Source organism: Pantoea sp. Fr-CA_6 (assembly GCF_024520895.1).
Lineage (GTDB): Bacteria > Pseudomonadota > Gammaproteobacteria > Enterobacterales > Enterobacteriaceae > Pantoea > Pantoea agglomerans.
Genome location: NZ_JALNPO010000015.1, coordinates 15,805 through 32,726 on the forward strand (window position 1 = coordinate 15,805; position 16,922 = coordinate 32,726).

Annotated in this window: 18 protein-coding genes; 14 read left to right on the forward strand and 4 right to left on the reverse strand. The window is 58.1% G+C overall.

The features are described 5' to 3' along the window. Window positions 1–52: 52 nt before the first annotated feature. Genes NR201_RS19960 through uraH form a run of 8 tightly spaced genes read left to right on the forward strand, consistent with a single transcriptional unit; the run spans window position 53 to window position 6,220 of the window. The gene (locus NR201_RS19960) at window positions 53–838 is read left to right on the forward strand and encodes a transporter substrate-binding domain-containing protein (RefSeq protein ID WP_010255154.1); all 786 of its coding nucleotides are present in this window, start codon (window positions 53–55) and stop codon (window positions 836–838) included. A 10-nt stretch (window positions 839–848) separates the two neighbouring features. Then, on the forward strand, window positions 849–1,517 hold the full coding sequence (locus NR201_RS19965; protein ID WP_010255155.1) for an amino acid ABC transporter permease: 669 nt from the start codon (window positions 849–851) through the stop codon (window positions 1,515–1,517). After that, window positions 1,517–2,173 carry an amino acid ABC transporter permease gene (locus NR201_RS19970; protein ID WP_010255156.1) on the forward strand — a complete coding sequence of 219 codons (657 nt, stop codon included), beginning with the start codon at window positions 1,517–1,519 and terminating at the stop codon, window positions 2,171–2,173. The genes NR201_RS19965 and NR201_RS19970 overlap by 1 nt, the downstream gene beginning before the upstream one ends. After that, a complete protein-coding gene (locus NR201_RS19975) occupies window positions 2,154–2,885 on the forward strand; it encodes an amino acid ABC transporter ATP-binding protein (protein WP_010671147.1) in 732 nt (243 codons plus the stop codon). The genes NR201_RS19970 and NR201_RS19975 overlap by 20 nt, the downstream gene beginning before the upstream one ends. 20 nt (window positions 2,886–2,905) lie before the next feature. Next, window positions 2,906–4,141 (forward strand): alanine--glyoxylate aminotransferase family protein, encoded by a 1,236-nt coding sequence (locus NR201_RS19980; RefSeq protein ID WP_256850099.1) that lies wholly within the window; start codon window positions 2,906–2,908, stop codon window positions 4,139–4,141. Further along, window positions 4,138–5,391 carry an allantoate amidohydrolase gene (gene hpxK, locus NR201_RS19985; protein WP_022625186.1) on the forward strand — a complete coding sequence of 418 codons (1,254 nt, stop codon included), beginning with the start codon at window positions 4,138–4,140 and terminating at the stop codon, window positions 5,389–5,391. The genes NR201_RS19980 and hpxK overlap by 4 nt, the downstream gene beginning before the upstream one ends. 2 nt (window positions 5,392–5,393) lie before the next feature. Beyond that, on the forward strand, window positions 5,394–5,888 hold the full coding sequence (uraD, locus tag NR201_RS19990) for a 2-oxo-4-hydroxy-4-carboxy-5-ureidoimidazoline decarboxylase (protein WP_052272054.1): 495 nt from the start codon (window positions 5,394–5,396) through the stop codon (window positions 5,886–5,888). After that, on the forward strand, window positions 5,885–6,220 hold the full coding sequence (gene uraH, locus NR201_RS19995; RefSeq protein ID WP_010671151.1) for a hydroxyisourate hydrolase: 336 nt from the start codon (window positions 5,885–5,887) through the stop codon (window positions 6,218–6,220). The genes uraD and uraH overlap by 4 nt, the downstream gene beginning before the upstream one ends. A gap of 27 nt (window positions 6,221–6,247) precedes the next feature. Here the strand turns inward: uraH and NR201_RS20000 are convergent, their stop codons facing one another. Next, the gene (locus NR201_RS20000) at window positions 6,248–7,015 is read right to left on the reverse strand and encodes an amidohydrolase (protein WP_033766593.1); all 768 of its coding nucleotides are present in this window, start codon (window positions 7,013–7,015) and stop codon (window positions 6,248–6,250) included. Next, window positions 7,003–8,163, reverse strand: a complete 1,161-nt coding sequence (locus NR201_RS20005; RefSeq protein ID WP_256850100.1) for a pyridoxal phosphate-dependent aminotransferase — start codon at window positions 8,161–8,163, stop codon at window positions 7,003–7,005. The genes NR201_RS20000 and NR201_RS20005 overlap by 13 nt, the downstream gene beginning before the upstream one ends. 353 nt (window positions 8,164–8,516) lie before the next feature. Between NR201_RS20005 and NR201_RS20010 the strand changes: the two genes are divergently transcribed. The 5 genes from NR201_RS20010 to NR201_RS20030 all read left to right on the forward strand — a co-directional run bounded on the left by NR201_RS20010 (window position 8,517) and on the right by NR201_RS20030 (window position 11,713). After that, window positions 8,517–9,506 carry a colicin D domain-containing protein gene (locus NR201_RS20010; protein ID WP_256850101.1) on the forward strand — a complete coding sequence of 330 codons (990 nt, stop codon included), beginning with the start codon at window positions 8,517–8,519 and terminating at the stop codon, window positions 9,504–9,506. Continuing rightward, entirely contained in the window at window positions 9,496–9,795 is a 300-nt protein-coding gene (locus tag NR201_RS20015; protein WP_033766595.1) for a colicin immunity domain-containing protein, read from the forward strand. The genes NR201_RS20010 and NR201_RS20015 overlap by 11 nt, the downstream gene beginning before the upstream one ends. 79 nt (window positions 9,796–9,874) lie before the next feature. Continuing rightward, complete coding sequence (locus NR201_RS20020; protein WP_010255165.1) at window positions 9,875–10,489, forward strand: methylthioribulose 1-phosphate dehydratase; 615 nt, start codon at window positions 9,875–9,877, stop codon at window positions 10,487–10,489. Next, the gene (mtnC, locus tag NR201_RS20025) at window positions 10,486–11,169 is read left to right on the forward strand and encodes an acireductone synthase (protein ID WP_256850102.1); all 684 of its coding nucleotides are present in this window, start codon (window positions 10,486–10,488) and stop codon (window positions 11,167–11,169) included. The genes NR201_RS20020 and mtnC overlap by 4 nt, the downstream gene beginning before the upstream one ends. Before the next feature lies 1 nt (window position 11,170). Continuing rightward, window positions 11,171–11,713: an acireductone dioxygenase gene (locus NR201_RS20030; RefSeq protein ID WP_064690614.1), complete on the forward strand. Its 543-nt coding sequence runs from the start codon at window positions 11,171–11,173 to the stop codon at window positions 11,711–11,713. A gap of 56 nt (window positions 11,714–11,769) precedes the next feature. On the opposite strand, the gene mtnA is transcribed toward NR201_RS20030, so the two are convergent. Next, window positions 11,770–12,792, reverse strand: a complete 1,023-nt coding sequence (gene mtnA, locus NR201_RS20035; protein WP_256850103.1) for an S-methyl-5-thioribose-1-phosphate isomerase — start codon at window positions 12,790–12,792, stop codon at window positions 11,770–11,772. A 122-nt stretch (window positions 12,793–12,914) separates the two neighbouring features. Between mtnA and mtnK the strand changes: the two genes are divergently transcribed. Next, window positions 12,915–14,114, forward strand: a complete 1,200-nt coding sequence (gene mtnK / locus NR201_RS20040) for an S-methyl-5-thioribose kinase (protein ID WP_256850104.1) — start codon at window positions 12,915–12,917, stop codon at window positions 14,112–14,114. Between the two features lie 192 nt (window positions 14,115–14,306). Here the strand turns inward: mtnK and fadE are convergent, their stop codons facing one another. Next, on the reverse strand, window positions 14,307–16,757 hold the full coding sequence (fadE, locus tag NR201_RS20045; protein WP_256850105.1) for an acyl-CoA dehydrogenase FadE: 2,451 nt from the start codon (window positions 16,755–16,757) through the stop codon (window positions 14,307–14,309). Window positions 16,758–16,922: the final 165 nt, after the last annotated feature.

Consider the following 16,922-nt stretch of genomic DNA (forward strand, 5'->3'; position numbering starts at 1 on the left):
GATTGCATCTCAAAGAATCTTTTGTTTCACGTTAATCTCACCGGGGTGCATAATGAAAAAAGTTTTGATGGCGGTTGCGACAGCGGCATTACTGATGGCACAAGCGGGAAGCGCGCTGGCCGATCAACTGCAGGATATCCAGAAACGCGGCGTCATTCGCATCGCCGTGCCGCAGGATTTCCCGCCGTTTGGCTCGGTTGGCACCGATCTGCAGCCGCAGGGGTATGACATCGACACGGCCAGATACCTGGCAAAGCAGATGAAACTTAAGTTGCAGCTGGTGCCGGTCAGCAGTGCCAACCGCGTGCCTTATCTGCAAACCGACAAGGTCGACCTGGTCATCTCCAGCATGGGTAAAAATGCCGAGCGGGAAAAAGTGATCGACTTCACCCGCGCCTATGCGCCGTTCTTCCTGGGCGTATTCGGGCCGAAAGGCGATGAAATCAAAGCGGCGTCTGCCCTGAGCGGCAAATCGATTGGCGTAACACGTGGTGCAGTAGAGGACATGGTGCTCAGTGACGTTGCGCCGAAAGATGCACAGGTGAAACGCTACGAAGATAACAACACTACCTTGTCTGCGTATCTCTCCGGTCAGGTGCAGTATGTGGCGACCGGCAACCTGGTGGTCGCCGCCATTGCCCGTCAGAATCCGGCTAAAGCGCCGGTGGCGCAGTTTATGCTGAAAGATTCTCCCTGCTATATCGGCCTGAAGAAAGATCAGCCGGCACTGAAAGCGAAAGTGAATGCGCTGATTGAGCAGGGCATCAAAGATGGCACCCTGAATAAACTGTCAGAAGAGTGGCTGAAAGCGCCGCTGCCCGCCAACCTCGGCGCCTGAGGAAAGATTCATGACCGGGCAACTTAACTTTCCCGCCCTGTGGCCCTACTGGCCGGAGCTGCTCTCCGGTCTTTGGGTCACCATTCAGCTGACGGTGCTGGCGACTACCGGTGGTGTGGCGCTCGGCATTGCGGGCGCGGCGCTGCGCAGTGGCAGACCCAGCTGGATGAGCCGCCTGTGGGGCATCTATGTCGAGCTGATCCGCAACACGCCGTTTGTGGTGCAACTGTTCTTTATCGTTTTCGGTCTGCCTGCGCTGGGGCTGAAACTCACTGCTGGCGAGGCGGCGCTGTTGGCGATGCTGATCAACCTCGGGGCATATAGCACCGAGATTATTCGTGCCGGAATACAGGTGACACCCAAAGGGCAGTGGGAAGCGGGACGGGTGCTGGGATTAACCCGCAGCCAGACGTTTCTGCGGGTGGTCTTGCCGCCCGCGCTGCAGCGCATTTATCCGGCACTGGTAAGCCAGTGCATCATCGTGATGCTGGGTTCGTCGGTGGTGTCGCAGGTCTCCTACGAGGAGCTGACCTTCGCCGCTAACCTGATCCAGTCGCGCACCTTCTTAAGTTTTGAGGTCTATCTGGTGACCACGCTGATCTACCTGGCGTTGTCGATTGCGATGCGCCATCTGCTGCTGGCGATTGGCCGTAAATGGTTTGGAGTGCAGCCATCATGATGACGACCTTTACCGACTGGGACATCCTGCGCAACCTGCTGCTGGCGGCACGCTGGACCCTGTTGCTGTCGCTGGTGGCCTTTGTCGGCGGCACGCTGGTGACGCTGCCGCTGCTGTTTATGCGCCTGCTGCAACGCAAATGGTTAACGCGCCTGGTACGCGGTTACACCGCGCTGTTTCAGGGCACGCCGCTGCTGATGCAGCTGTTCCTGGCGTTTTTCGGCGTCGGCCTGTTCGGCATTGATGTTGCACCCTGGACGGCAGCCTCGCTGGCGCTGACCTTCTACACCAGCGCCTTTCTGGTCGATATCTGGTACGGCAGCATCCGCGCCCTGCCAAAAGGCCAGTGGGAAGCGTCGCGCTGTCTCGGCCTGACCTTTGGTCAGACGCTGTGGCGGGTCATTGCGCCGCAGGCGATCCGCATCGGTATCGCGCCGACGGTGGGGTTTGCTGTCCAGGTGATCAAGGGCACCGCGCTGGCGTCAATTATCGGGTTCATCGAGCTGACCAAGGCGGGCACCATTCTGAACAACGTGACCTATCAGCCGTTTAAAGTCTTTGGGCTGGTGGCGCTGGGCTACTTCCTGATGTGTTATCCGCTGTCTCGCTACAGCCAGTATCTGGAGAAAAAATTCAATGCCGCTCATCACCATTAATCAGGTGCAAAAATATTACGGCGACAACCATGTGTTGAAAGGCGTGGATCTGGATATCGACATGGGCGAGGTGATCTCAATCATCGGTCGCAGCGGATCGGGCAAAAGCACGCTGCTGCGCTGCATGAACGGGCTGGAAGGCTATCAGGAGGGCAGCATCAAGCTCGGCGGTATGACGATTACCGATCGCGACTCGCAGGCGCGTGAAATCAGCCGCTCGGTCGGGATGGTGTTTCAGAGCTTCAATCTGTTCCCGCACATGACGGCACTGGAGAACGTGATGCTGGCGCCGCGCCGGGTGCTGAAAAAAAGCGAGGCCGAGTGCCGGGCGCTGGCGGCGCAGATGCTGGAGAAGGTCGGGCTGGGCGAGCGTCTCAACTACTATCCTGCCAGCCTCTCCGGCGGTCAGCAGCAGCGCGTGGCGATCGCCCGTGCACTGGCGATGACGCCGAAAGTTTTACTCTGTGATGAGATCACCTCCGCGCTCGATCCCGAGCTGGTGGGCGAAGTGCTCAAAGTTCTGGAGCAGCTGGCGTCAGAAGGGATGACGCTGATCCTCGTCACGCATGAAATGAGCTTCGCCCGCGACGTGGGCGATCGTGTGGTCTTTATGCATCAGGGGCGCGTCTGGGAGCAGGGCGACAGTAAGACGCTGTTCGCTCAGCCGCAGTCACCGGAGCTGAAGCAGTTTATCTCTTCGGTTCGCCTCTGATTCTGAAAAAGGAAATTACGATGGATATCAATCACTACCCGCAACTTAACCCGCCACAGCGTCTGCTAATGGGGCCAGGACCGATCAATGCCGATCCACGTGTGCTGCGCGCCATGTCGAGTCAGCTGCTGGGGCAGTACGATCCCGCGATGACCCACTACATGAATGAAGTGATGGCGCTCTATCGCGGCGTGTTTCGCACAGAGAACCGCTGGACACTGCTGATTGACGGCACCTCCCGCGCCGGTATCGAATCGATTCTGCTGTCATCGATCCGGCCTGGCGACAAAGTGCTGGTACCGGTGTTTGGCCGCTTTGGTCATCTGCTGTGCGAAATTGCCCGCCGCTGTCGTGCGGAAGTGCACACCATTGAAGTGCCGTGGGGCGAAGTCTTTAATCCCGACCAGATTGAAGATGCGATCAAAAAAGTGCGGCCGCGCCTGCTGCTGACCGTGCAGGGCGACACCTCAACCACCATGCTGCAGCCGCTTGAGCAACTGGGTGCGATCTGCAAACAGTATGGCGTACTGTTCTACACCGATGCCACCGCGTCGCTGGCGGGTAACGCGCTGGAAACGGACGCCTGGGGGCTTGATGCCGTATCCGCGGGGATGCAGAAATGCCTGGGCGGTCCATCGGGTACCTCGCCGATCACGCTGAGCGCAGAGATGGAGGCGGTGATCCGCAAACGCAAATGCGTAGAGCAGGGGATCCGCACCGAGGCGCATCAGGATGGCGAAGAGGAGATGATCTACTCCAACTATTTTGATCTCGGCATGATCATGGATTACTGGGGGCCGGAGCGGCTCAACCACCATACCGAAGCGACCAGCGCACTGTTTGGCGCGCGTGAGTGCGCCCGTCTGATCCTGCAGGAGGGGCTGGACAACGGCATCGCCCGCCACAAGCTGCACGGTGAAGCATTGCTGAAAGGCATTCAGGGGATGGAGCTGGAGACCTTCGGCGACCTGAAACACAAAATGAACAACGTGCTGGGCGTGATGATCCCGTCTGGCGTAAACGGCGATCAGGTGCGCAAGCTGATGCTGGAAGATTTCGGCATTGAGATTGGCACCTCGTTTGGCCCGCTGCATGGCAAGGTGTGGCGCATTGGCACCATGGGCTACAACGCGCGTAAAGATTGCGTGATGCAGACTCTCTCCGCGCTGGAAACGGTGCTGACCTATGTCGGCTATCGCACGCCGCAGGGTGCCGCGGCGCAGGCCGCCTGGGATCACTACGGGAGCCACGCATGATGATGAGCGCCAGCGAAGCCCAGGCCGCTGCACAGCGCGTTATGGCGCGCTGCGATGCGCTGGCGGCGATCAGCGAAACGGCCGAGGGGCTGACCCGCGTCTACCTCTCACCCGAACATCTGCGCGCCAATGCCTGTGTCGGTGAGTGGATGCAGGCGGCGGGGATGCAGGTGTGGCAGGATGAAGTGGGCAATATCTGTGGGCGCTACGAGGCGGCAGAAGCGGGTGCACCCGCGTTATTGCTTGGTTCGCATCTCGACACGGTGCGCAACGCCGGTCGCTATGACGGCATGCTGGGCGTGCTCAGCGCCATTGAAACCGTACAGTGGCTTAACGAAAATCAGCGCCGCTTACCGCTGGCGATTGAAGTCATTGGCTTTGGTGACGAAGAGGGCACCCGTTTTGGCATTACGCTGCTCGGCAGTCGTGGCATTACCGGCAGCTGGCCGCAAAGCTGGGTGACGCATCCTGACGGCAACGGCATTACCGTGGCGCAGGCGATGGCGGATGTCGGGCTCGACAGCGACAGGATCGCATCTGCGGCGCGGCGGGTTGAGGATATCGTCGGTTATCTTGAGCTGCACATCGAGCAGGGCCCCTGCCTGGAGCAGGAGGATCTGGCGCTCGGTGTGGTCACCGCCATCAACGGTGCGCGCCGCCTCAACTGCCGTTTCACCGGTGAAGCGGGCCACGCGGGCACGGTGCCGATGACCCACCGCAAAGATGCGCTGGCTGCTGCTGCCGAGTGGATGGTGTTTATCGAGCAGACCACCCGTGAGCAGGATCCGCAACTGGTGGCTACCGTCGGTACGATTAACTGCGCGCCGGGAGCGGTCAATGTAATCCCTGGCGAGGTATCGCTGTCGCTGGACGTGCGCGGTCCGCTGGACAACCCGCTGGAGACACTGCTCTCCAGTCTGTTAACCCAGGCGGAGGCGATTGCGCTGCGGCGTGGACTCCGCTTTGAGTCGAACGAATATTATCGCATCGGTGCCACCGCCTGTGACTCCGCGCTGCAACAGGCGCTGAGTCATGCGGTGGAAACGGTGCAGGGGCGCAGCCTGTCACTGCCGAGCGGTGCGGGGCACGACGCCATCGCTATCGCTGAACGCTGGCCGGTCGGCATGCTATTTGTGCGTAACCATCGCGGTATCAGCCACCATCCGGCAGAGTCCGTGGCGGTGGCTGATGTGGCGCCCGCGCTGCAGGCTTATTTACAGGCGGTCTCGCTGATTGCTGAACGGAGCTGAACATGGAATTAGCCGCATTTAATCAGCTGTCGGCTGATGAGGCGCAGGCGGCCATCCGGCATTGTGTTGCCATTCCGCACTGGCAGCAGTCGCTGGTGGCGGCGCGGCCTTTTGACACCCTGGATGCGCTACGGGCAACCGCCGATGCGCTGGCCCGCCAGTGGCAGCGGCCTGAGCTGGAGGCCGCACTGTCGGCGCATCCCCGCATTGGCGAACGCGCGAACGGTGCGGATAAAGAAGCGGCACTTTCACGGGGAGAGCAGTCCGCCATGCAGCAGGCCGACAGCGCTTTGCAGCAGGCGATGCAGCAGGGAAATCAGGCGTATGAAACGCGTTTTGGCCGGGTGTTTCTGATTCGCGCCACAGGGCGCAGCGGCGAGCAGATGCTGGCAGAGTTGGAGCGTCGGTTGCAGAATAGCGATCCTGCCGAGCAGCAGGAGGCGCTGGATCAGCTGCGTGAAATTACCCTGTTACGCCTGAAGGAGACGATTCAATGAGTACTGTTACCACCCATATTCTGGACACGGCGCTGGGCAAACCGGCCAGCGGTGTAGCGATTTCACTTGAGCAGAATAGCCCGGAAGGGTGGTTCCCGATTTCACAGGGTGAAACCGACAGCGACGGGCGTCTGAAAGATCTGACGCCCGAGCCGCTGACGCCGGGCCACTACCGTTTAACGGCAGAAATCGGCGACTATTTTGCCGCCGCCGGTCGGGATGCACTCTACGTCAGCGCGCAGATCGATTTTATGATTGCCGAAGCGGGCAGCCATTTTCATCTGCCGTTTCTGATTTCGCCCTGGTCGTGGTCAACCTATCGCGGCAGTTAATGGGCGGTCTGACTTCCCGCCCGCCATTCACAGCGAAAAGCGATCCGCATCCTGCCAGGCCGGGAAGCGCTCGCGATAAGCATTCAGTGCGTCCAGCGACAGCTCTGCGTCCAGCCTGGCGCGCTGGTGCGGCTCAGCCGCGCTGAGGATCTCGCCCTGCGGTGAAATAATCTGGCTGTCGCCGCTGTATTCATGCTGATTGCCGTCACTGCCGACGCGGTTACAGCCTGCTACATAAGCCTGATTCTCAATTGCCCGCGCCAGCAGCAGTGCCTGCCAGTGCAGTGCACGCGGTGCAGGCCAGTTGGCGACATAGAGCGCCAGATCGTAATCGTTGCGGTTGCGCGAGAAGACCGGGAAACGCAGGTCGTAACAGATTTGCGGCAGGATGCGCCAGCCGCGCCACTCAAACACCTGACGCTGTTCGCCAGGCAGATAGTGGTGATGCTCGTCCGCCATGCGGAACAGGTGGCGCTTGTCATACTGATGCAGCGTGCCGTCCGGCTCCACCAGCAGAAAGCGGTTTACCGCGCCGTGTTCGGTCTGAATCGCCGCGCTACCGCCGACCAGGGCATCGTTGCGACGGGCATGCTGATGCAGCCACTCCACCACCTGCGCCTGAGGCAGCGAGCTTTTCGCCGCTTCCATTGCAAAGCCGGTGGTAAACATCTCTGGCAGTAAAATCAGATCGCGCCCGGTGAGTCCATCCAGTTGCTCGTCAAAATGGCGCAGGTTGGCCTCGCCATCCATCCAGCTCAGCGTCTCCTGCAGTAACGTGATTTTTAAAGCTGACATAAGCGCTCCGCGGCGGCATCTAATGTCGCCGGCTGTTTGGCAAAACAGAGGCGGATCAGTTTGTGAGGAAAGGGATCGGCGCAGAACACCGACAGAGGAATTGCGGCCACACCGACTTCCCGGGTCAGCCACTGGCAGAAACTGACATCATCCAGATCGGAGATGGCGCTGTAATCGACCAGCAAAAAGTAGGTGCCTTCGCAGGGGAGTACCTTAAAGCGGCTGCTGCTTAGCGCCGTTGCCAGCCGATCGCGGCGGTCGCGATAAAACGCCGGCAGCTCAAGATAGTGCTCCGGATGCTCACGCAGCATATCGGCAATTGCCAGCTGCGCCGGCGTATTCACCGAGAAGGTCAGATACTGATGCACCTTGCGCAGTTCCGCGCTGATCGCGGCAGAGGCAATGCAGTAGCCCACTTTCCAGCCGGTCATATGGAAGGTCTTACCAAACGATGATACCGCGATAGCGCGCTGGCGCAGTTCGGGATGTGCCAGCACGCTGGCGTGGCCCGCCTGATCGAAGCAGATGTGCTCATAGACTTCGTCGCTCAGCACATAGACCGGCCGCGCAGCAATCGCCTGCCACAGCGCGGCGAAATCCTGCTGCTGCCAGACGGTGGCGGAAGGATTGTGCGGCGTATTCAGGATCACCAGCCGGGTTTTATCACTCAGCAGGGCAGCAAACGCCTGCCAGTCCACCCGGAAAGCGGGCGGCGGCAGCGTAATGCGTTTCATCACGCCGCCCGACAACTCTACCGCAGGCGCATAGCTGTCGTAGCTGGGATCAAAGCAGATCACCTCATCGCCCGGCCGCACCAGCGCGGTAATCGCCGCATAGAGCGCTTCGGTTGCGCCTGCCGTCACCGTAATCTCCGTTTCGACATCAGGCCGATAGTCATAAAGCCGCGCGGTTTTCTCTGCTATCGCCTCACGTAACGGCAGCGCACCCGTCATCGGCGCATACTGGTTCGCGCCCTGGCTGACATGATACGCCAGCCGCTGCTGCAGATAGTCCGGGCCGCTAAAATCAGGAAAGCCCTGAGAGAGATTGATAGCGTTATGCTGCTGCGCCAGCGCACTCATCTGGCTGAAAATGGTGGTGCCGAGCAAAGGGAGTTTACTCTCGGGGATCAGGTTGTGCTGCGTCATGATGTCAGGCCTTAAGCGCGAAGATTGATGCGGTGTCACCCGGTGTTTGTGCCACTATAAACAGGATGATAGTATTTGGCAATCAAGACGCTTAGATGGCTAAATGCGTCATGCTCCCGGCGATAAGCGCTTGCCGCCTTGCTGAGATGCGGATCATCTGGCAGGACCCGGAGAGTATGGTTCAGCAGTCGGGCACCAGACCCATAAAATTCTGACAACAACAGTACAGCCTGATGCTGGTCGCTCCGCTCCCCGTCTGCTGGTGTATCCACTACGGGGATATCAGGACTTCTTCGCCTGTTGTCAGAAATTCCTGATAATTGGGAACATAACGGCAGCGTAAAAGGGACATTATGCTTCATTACAGTCAGGCAAAGTCACTGGATGACATCTACCTTGAGGACATTCCTCACATTATCCACCCGGAAACGGCGGCACGAGATCTTGCAAATACCGCGTTGCAAAACCGCATCATCCAGGAGTGGAATTTACCGCAGGGCTACTCCCTTTTTGTCAGCCGGTATCACAAGTTCCACTGGCAGCGTCCCTGGATGGCATACCGTGACACGCTGGACGACATCAAATCCGGGGCACTCGTTCTGCTGAGACAAAATATCACCGGTTATGCCATCTCTGGCGTTCTGACGACATCTGGCGGCCTTCTCGATAACCTGCCTCTGTTACTTCGATCCCGGCTCAATCACCTCATATCCCGGCAACTGAAACGCCCGGTATATCACGTCCGTCCTGCTGCACCGGTGCAACACGCTCAGTCAGCAAAAACCATCAATAGCAAAGCCGCGGGCCGGCTGTTGGCTGCTGGCGGAATTTATAACGGCAATATCGAGGGGTTCAGAAAGACCGCCGGACAGCTCGGCGGCGATGCTCCAGCCGGTTTCGAGCAGGTCATGGATAACAAAGGTCTGCTCATTACCGGCGCCTCTGTAGCGGCAGGTCTTGCAATGGGAAAGCTGGGAACGGTAAGCGAATTAGAAAAGCTGTCTGCGTTATCAAAAGTACCTAAGCCACCTCCATCAGAATTTGTTAATTTTGAAACCAGACAGCTACAGAAGAAATTCAAGCACGCTGTGGATTTCAACCTGTCGGGCACTCCCAATGCCGAAGGGTTGAAGTCATATGAGCAGGCACTCAAAGCGCATATAGATGATCCACTGACACAACAAATCGCCGGCAAATACCGATGGAATCAGGATGTTAACCACTACTACAATCCTGAAACTAAAATTGATGTAATGACTAAACCTGATGGTAATTTCATCTCTGGATGGAAGTTATCCGAAACTCAAATTTCCGATCTGAAAGGTGAAGGTAATGTCTACTGATCAAAGCGAAGCAGATATGTTAGCCCTAATCGATTCGTTTGTTTCGGGTGCTATGTCGGCGCCAGAGTTTGAGGAAAAATACCTGAACGCATGGCGTGAACACAGAGCTGCTGACACAGCGGATAAACAAAACAAAGATACACAACGTTATTTTGACTCGGTATTCTCAGCTGTTGATTCTTATTGCTCTAATCCTGACCTGATTGACGAAGATGACTTAGATGCTCAGGGTTTGTTCGATTACGTCGTGAATTTAAGAAAAACCTGGGAAGAGTCACTCCTGGCTTGATGGCCTGGGCGAACTGAACATCATATCCCTGACCGTTATCTGAGCCACCCGAGATCACATTTCACCGCAAGGAACTTTTATGTCGCAGAGTCTTCCATTAGATCAGCTGGTCGCCGCCTGTCACTGGATTGGCGCGAAAGGCTGGGCACCGGCCACCGGCGGAAATATGTCGGTGCGCCGCGATGAACATGTCTGCCTGCTGAGTGAATCGGGCAAAGATAAAGGCACGCTGACGCGGGATGACTTTATCGAGGTCGATATTGCCACCAGCCAGTCGCTCTCTGGCCGTAAGCCGTCGGCAGAAACCGGTCTGCACACGATGATCTATCGACTCTTTCCCGAAGCGGGCGCGGTGCTGCATACCCACACCGTGAATGCGACGGTCCTGTCGCGGGTGGAGCAGGGCGCGGCGCTGCTGCTGCACGGCTATGAGATGCAAAAATCGTTAAGTGGCCAGCACACCCATCTGGATACGCTGGCCATTCCTGTGTTCGACAACAGCCAGGACATTGCGGCGCTGGCGTCAGAAATTGAAGATTACGCTGCCCGCTTTCCGCTGCGTTACGGCTTTCTGCTGCGCGGTCACGGCTTAACCTGCTGGGGCCGGGATGTCAGCGAAGCACGCCGTCATCTGGAAGGTCTGGAATTTTTATTTGAATGTGAACGTCAACGTCGCCTGCTGGAGAGAGCATGATTCGCGCCATTGTTACTGATATCGAAGGCACCACCAGCGATATCCGTTTTGTACATAACATCCTGTTTCCCTACGCCCGTGAGCATCTGGCGAGTTTTTTGCGTGAAAATGCGCATCAGCCCGAGGTCGCCGCAGCGCTGCAGTCGGTACGTGAGGAGGCCGGTCAGCCGCAGGCCGACCTGGATGCGGTGATAGAGATTCTGCTGGGGTTTATGGACCAGGATCGCAAATCAACCGGCCTGAAAGCGCTGCAGGGCATGATCTGGCGCGATGGCTATGTTAACGGCAGTTTTACCGGCCATCTCTATCCTGACGTCCTGCCAGCACTGAGCCGCTGGAAGGCGCAGGGCATTGAACTGTATGTATATTCCTCCGGCTCGGTTGCGGCGCAGAAATTGTTATTTGGCTACAGCGACGAAGGTGATATTACTGACCTCTTCAGCGGCTATTTTGATACGCACGTGGGTGCCAAACGCGAAGTCGCAGCCTATCGCACTATCGCCGCTGAAATTGGTCAGCCAGCGGAGCAGCTGCTGTTTCTCTCCGATATTCATCAGGAGCTGGATGCCGCCGCTGAGGCGGGCTGGCAGACGCTGCAACTACTGCGTGGCGATGCAGACGGCGAAAGCCGCCATCGTCAGGTGACCGATTTTTCCCAGATTAACCCGGAGTCGATTTAGGATGAGCGCACTGACTATTTTTACCGACCGCGAAGCCAGCCAGCCGGTGTGGCACAGTACCGACGCGGAAGAAATTCGTGAACGCCTGAGCGCCAAAGGCGTCCGTTTTGAGCGCTGGGAAGCCGATCGCGATCTGGGTGAAAATCCGGATCCCGAAACGGTGATCAACGCCTATCAGCATGCGATCGATCGGCTGGTGGCAGAGAAGGGCTATCAGAGCTGGGATGTGATCAGCATGCGCGCCGATAATCCGCAGAAAACCGTGCTGCGCGAGAAGTTCCTCTCTGAACATACACACGGCGAAGATGAGGTGCGTTTCTTTGTTGAGGGCGCTGGACTCTTCTGTCTGCACCTGGATGGCGAGATCCTGCAGATCCTCTGCGAAAAAAACGATCTGATCTCGGTACCAGCGGGAACACCACACTGGTTTGATATGGGATCGTCACCGCACTTCACGGCTATCCGTATTTTCGATAATCAGGAAGGCTGGGTAGCGAACTTTACCGGCGATAAGATTGCGGATGCCTATCCGCGTCTGGCGTAAACCGCCCGTTGTTTTCGCAAGGCGTTTGCCGCTCACGGTAAACGCCTTGCAGACCGTTATTGTGGCTGGAAAATGCCACCCTGAACCTGGTCAGGCGTGACTACCCCGGTGTCCAGTACCCAGCCGCTGATCAGGGTGGCGGGCGTGACATCAAACGCCGGGTTATAGACCTTCGCCGCTTCCGGCGCCCACTGCACGCTGCCAAAACTGCCGGCAACGCCCGTCACTTCACTGGCGGCGCGCTGCTCAATAGGAATCGCTGCGCCGTCCGGACAGCTGCGATCCAGCGTGGTATTTGGGGCCGCCACATAAAACGGAATCTGATGATAATGGGCCAGCACCGCCAGGCTGTAGGTGCCGATTTTATTCGCCACATCGCCGTTGGCGGCAATGCGGTCAGCGCCTACCCATACGGCATCGACCTCTCCACGGGCCATCAGGCTGGCGGCCATGGAATCGGTAATCAGGGTGTAAGGAATTGCCAGCTCGCCCAGCTCCCAGGCGGTTAACCGGCCGCCCTGTAACAGCGGACGGGTTTCATCAACCCAGACATTCTTAATCAGCCCCTGCTGATGGGCACGAACAATCACGCCAAGGGCGGTGCCCACACCGGCGGTGGCCAGTCCGCCGGTATTACAGTGGGTCAGCAGCTGGCTGCCGGGTTTCACCCGCGTACAACCCGCGTCAGCGATGGCGTCACACAGCTGCTTATCTTCCTGCACCAGCCGCCAGGCTTCCTCTGCCAGCGCGGGGGCAAAGTCCGGCTGCGTCAGCGCCAGTTTCATCCGGTCCAGATTGTTCATCAGATTGACAGCGGTAGGGCGGGCGGCGCGCAGGGTCTCCAGTGCCTGCGCCAGTTCAGCGCGCGTCTGCCCCTGTTCTGCCAGCAACGCCAGCAGCAGTGAGGCGGAAAGGCCGATCAGCGGCGCACCGCGCACCCGCAGCGCATGAATATGTTCAATCAGCTGGGGCACGCTGTGCGCGGGCAGCCAGTTCTTTTGCTGCGGCAGTGCCTGCTGATCCAGAATCCAGAGCTGATTGTCACGAACCTGTAAGCTGGTGGTTTGAAGTGTCTGCATTGTGGGTGAAATCCATGTTGCGTTAATGATGCCTATTGTGCCAACATGCTGAACGGATGTATAGACGTCTGAACGGCTTATTACACCCAGGTTATCCCCCTTCGATTGATGAGGAACAGGCAATGTCGCAATACCGTACCTTTACTGCTGCTGATGCTGTGGAATATGCCCGACAATTTGGCGGCGTGGACAATCCTGCCGCGCTGAGCAGCGCAGAAGAGATTGGTGATGGCAACCTCAACCTGGTGTTTAAAATTTATGACGATCAGGGCAACAGCCGGGTGGTGGTCAAGCAGGCGCTGCCCTATGTGCGCTGTGTGGGTGAGTCGTGGCCGCTGACGCTGGATCGGGCGCGGCTGGAAGCGCAGACCCTGGTCGAACACTACAAATATTGTCCGCAGCACACGGTGAAGATCACCCATTACGATGCGGAGCTGGCGGTGATGGTAATGGAAGATCTCTCCAGTCATCGCATCTGGCGCGGCGAGCTGGTGAAGGGCGCTTACTACCCGGAAGCGGCTCAGCAGTTAGGCGACTATCTGGCACAAACCCTGTTTCATACCTCCGATTTCATCCTGCATCCGCACCAGAAAAAAGCGGAAGTGGCGCGTTTTATTAATCCGGAAATGTGTGAAATCACCGAAGATCTTTTCTTTAACGATCCCTATACCGACCATGAGCGCAATAGCTATCCCGAAGCGCTTGAACCGTTGGTCGCCAGCCTGCGTAATGACGATGCACTGCGCATTGCGGTGGGCGGTCTCAAGCATCGTTTCTTTGCCCACGCTGAAGCGCTGCTGCATGGTGATATTCACAGCGGATCGATTTTCGTTGCTGATGGCAGCCTGAAAGCGATTGATGCGGAATTTGGTTATTTTGGCCCTATCGGTTTTGATGTCGGCACCGCCATCGGCAACCTGCTGATTAACTACTGCGGCGTGCCGGGTCTGCTGCCACCGCGTGAGGCCGCCGATGCTCGCGAGCAGCGTCTCAGCGATGTGCACACCCTCTGGACCACCTTTGCCTCGGGCTTTCTGGCACTGGCGGCTGAGAAAACCCGTGATGAGGCGCTGGCTTATCCAGGCTATGCAGAGGCGTTTCTGCGTAAAGTATGGGCCGATACCATCGGTTACTGCGGCACCGAACTGATTCGCCGCACGGTGGGGATGTCACACGTGGCGGATATGAAGCTGATTGCCGATCCGGCGATGCGTACCGACTGCATCCGTAATGCAATTAATCTGGGACGCACGCTGATTCTGGCGGCCGATCATGTAGAAGACGCGGATGCGCTGATTGCCCGCATCCGTCAGGCGGGATAAAAAAAGCCGACGTGATGTCGGCTTTCAGGTAAATCAAAGGCTGGCTGTAAGAGTGTGCCCGCGCCGGAAACAGGGGCAGATCGGAAAGTCGCTAAAGCCATCCCTGGCTCGCTCGGCCCGCGTTGTCCTGACGCGGGACGCTTTCCTCTTCTGACCCTGTTCCTGCGCCGGTGATGCAGGCTAACGCTAAACCTATGCTGCCTCACTCGCTCGCGACGCAGCCTGAGGGGCTTTCTCTGGCACCGGCACTGCCAGCGCATCCGCCTCAAACTCATCGACGTTAATCGAACGCAGGCGGCTGGCCTCAGCACGCTGCAACACTTCAGCCTCTTTAGCATCAATCCAGCCCTGCTCCAGCGCGCGCTTCGCCAGCGCATCCAGTCGGGTAAAGGAAAGGTGCTGCTTCGTCTGTTTGCACAGCCTGTCATGGATCACTTCTGCCGCCATCACATCCTGCAATGCCTGTTCCAGCTGACCGGCAGGGTTGTGCTCGCTGGGCGTCAGGTACATGCCACGGCCCAGACGGCTGCGGGTAGCTGACGGCTGTTGCAGCAGTTTTGCCAGCTGATGGTCCAGACGGTCAGACGGAGCAGGGCAGTGATGACCGCCTGCAAAAATAGTCATCCGCAATGCGCCCGCGACCAGACGGTTCGGGAAATTACGCAGCAGATCGTCCATCGCGACTTCCGCCTGATGTAACGCATCCTGCACGCCCCAGTGCACCAGCGGCAGATCGGCTTCGTTGCGGCCTTCATCGTCATAGCGTTTCAGCGTCGCCGAAGCGAGATAGAGCTGGCTCAGCACATCGCCCAGACGCGCCGAAATACGCTCACGACGTTTCAGGCTGCCGCCCAGCACCGCCATCGACACATCAGAGAGCAACGCCAGGTTGGCACTGATGCGGTTCAGATGCTGATAGTAACGACGGGTGCCATCGCGGGTCGGGGTGGCGCTGGTGCGTCCGGCGGTTAAGCCCAGCCACAGGCTGCGCATGGTGCTGCTGCCGACAAGGCCGATGTGGCTGAACAGCGCCTGATCAAACGCGTTAACATCGTTGCTGGCTGCCGCCGCCATCTCCTGCAGTACATAAGGATGGCAGCGAATCGCACCCTGTCCGAAAATAATCATGCTGCGGGTCAGAATATTAGCCCCTTCCACCGTGATGGCGATAGGCGCACCCTGATAGGCGCGGGCCAGGAAGTTGCTGTTACCCAGCATAATGCCTTTACCGCCGGCAATATCCATGGCGTCGATAATGGCGCGCTGACCGCGATGGGTGCAGTGATATTTCACAATCGCCGACAGCACTGCCGGTTTTTCACCCTGCATAATACCGGCCGTAATCAGCGTGGCCGCCGCATCCATCACGTAGGCGTTACCGGCAATGCGCGCCAGCGGCTCTTCAATCCCTTCCATCTTACCGATTGAGACGCGGAACTGACGACGGATATGGGCATAGGCGCCTGTCGCCAGCGCCACACTTTTCAGGCTGCCGGTTGAGTTCGATGGCAGCGTAATGCCGCGACCCACAGACAGACACTCCACCAGCATCCGCCAGCCCTGACCGGCCATTTGTGGGCCGCCGATAATATAGTCAATCGGCACAAAGATATTATTGCCGCGTGTCGGCCCGTTCTGGAACGGCACGTTAAGCGGGAAGTGGCGATGACCAATCTCCACGCCGGGCGTGTTGGTCGGGATCAGCGCACAGGTAATGCCAGGATTTTCGTTATCGCTGAGCAGATGATCCGGGTCGGAGAGTTTAAATGCCAGCCCCAGCACGGTGGCGATCGGCGCCAGCGTAATATAGCGCTTGTTCCAGGTCAGCCGCATGCCCAGCACCTGCTGACCCTGCCACTCGCCCATGCAGACCACGCCGGTATCGGGGATGGCTCCGGCATCTGAGCCCGCTTCCGGACTGGTCAGCGCAAAGCAGGGGATCTCATCGCCGCGTGCCAGCCGGGGTAAATAGTGATTTTTCTGCTCTTCAGTGCCGTAGTGTTGCAGCAGTTCGCCCGGACCTAATGAGTTAGGCACGCCTACGGTAATCGCCAGAATCCCGGAGACGCCCGACAGTTTTTGCAGCACGCAAGCCTGCGCATAGGCGGAGAAATCGAGTCCGCCATACTCTTTTTTGATAATCATCGCGAAGAAACGATGCTCTTTCAGATAGGCCCAGAGTTCCGACGGCATATCGGCCAGCTCATGGGTGATCTGGAAATCATTGGCCATGCGGCACGCTTCTTCAACCGGACCATTGAGAAAAGCCTGCTCGTCGGCGGTCAGGCGCGGCTGCGGATAGTTGTGCAGCTTCTGCCAGTCTGGTTTGCCCTGAAACAGATCGCCTTCCCACCAGGTGGTGCCCGCATCGATCGCTTCTTTTTCGGTGCGTGACATCGGCGGCATCACCTGCTGGAAGCGCTGAAACATCGGCTTTGAAAACAGGCTGCGGCGCAGTGACGGCAGGTTGAACGGCAGCAGGATGATCGCCAGCGGCAACAGTAACCATGGCGTCCAGAGGTGAGCAAAAGCCATCGCAGCAGTCCACAGCAGCAGAATCGCGCTGCTGAGCCGCAACGACAGGCGGTGATAGAACAGGGCGCCAATCAGCGCCACCGTGGCAAGTATCGAGACAACCATCATAATGAACCGCTCCAAGTAGTAAGAGGTCTGACCTGTTATGTAGAGAGGTTTAGAGCAGTTGGGTTGATTTATCAATTTGTTTACATCGCAATTACAACCTGCCTCACAAAAACCGATTTCTGTCCATTTTTGCATCACCCGCTGCAGTGATTATCGCCGCCACTG

Excerpts from the sequence above, each read along its gene's own strand:
- mtnC (WP_256850102.1), top strand. The coding sequence starts at position 10,486 with ATGATTCGCGCCATTGTTACTGATATCGAAGGCACCACCAGCGATATC.
- mtnA (WP_256850103.1), bottom strand. The coding sequence starts at position 12,792 with ATGCAGACACTTCAAACCACCAGCTTACAGGTTCGTGACAATCAGCTC.
- NR201_RS20015 (WP_033766595.1), top strand. The coding sequence starts at position 9,496 with ATGTCTACTGATCAAAGCGAAGCAGATATGTTAGCCCTAATCGATTCG.
- hpxK (WP_022625186.1), top strand. The coding sequence starts at position 4,138 with ATGATGATGAGCGCCAGCGAAGCCCAGGCCGCTGCACAGCGCGTTATG.
- NR201_RS19970 (WP_010255156.1), top strand. The coding sequence starts at position 1,517 with ATGACGACCTTTACCGACTGGGACATCCTGCGCAACCTGCTGCTGGCG.
- NR201_RS20010 (WP_256850101.1), top strand. The coding sequence starts at position 8,517 with ATGCTTCATTACAGTCAGGCAAAGTCACTGGATGACATCTACCTTGAG.
- mtnK (WP_256850104.1), top strand. The coding sequence starts at position 12,915 with ATGTCGCAATACCGTACCTTTACTGCTGCTGATGCTGTGGAATATGCC.
- NR201_RS19980 (WP_256850099.1), top strand. The coding sequence starts at position 2,906 with ATGGATATCAATCACTACCCGCAACTTAACCCGCCACAGCGTCTGCTA.
- NR201_RS19960 (WP_010255154.1), top strand. The coding sequence starts at position 53 with ATGAAAAAAGTTTTGATGGCGGTTGCGACAGCGGCATTACTGATGGCA.
- uraH (WP_010671151.1), top strand. The coding sequence starts at position 5,885 with ATGAGTACTGTTACCACCCATATTCTGGACACGGCGCTGGGCAAACCG.
- NR201_RS20030 (WP_064690614.1), top strand. The coding sequence starts at position 11,171 with ATGAGCGCACTGACTATTTTTACCGACCGCGAAGCCAGCCAGCCGGTG.
- NR201_RS19965 (WP_010255155.1), top strand. The coding sequence starts at position 849 with ATGACCGGGCAACTTAACTTTCCCGCCCTGTGGCCCTACTGGCCGGAG.
- uraD (WP_052272054.1), top strand. The coding sequence starts at position 5,394 with ATGGAATTAGCCGCATTTAATCAGCTGTCGGCTGATGAGGCGCAGGCG.
- NR201_RS20005 (WP_256850100.1), bottom strand. The coding sequence starts at position 8,163 with ATGACGCAGCACAACCTGATCCCCGAGAGTAAACTCCCTTTGCTCGGC.
- NR201_RS20000 (WP_033766593.1), bottom strand. The coding sequence starts at position 7,015 with ATGTCAGCTTTAAAAATCACGTTACTGCAGGAGACGCTGAGCTGGATG.
- NR201_RS19975 (WP_010671147.1), top strand. The coding sequence starts at position 2,154 with ATGCCGCTCATCACCATTAATCAGGTGCAAAAATATTACGGCGACAAC.
- NR201_RS20020 (WP_010255165.1), top strand. The coding sequence starts at position 9,875 with ATGTCGCAGAGTCTTCCATTAGATCAGCTGGTCGCCGCCTGTCACTGG.
- fadE (WP_256850105.1), bottom strand. The coding sequence starts at position 16,757 with ATGATGGTTGTCTCGATACTTGCCACGGTGGCGCTGATTGGCGCCCTG.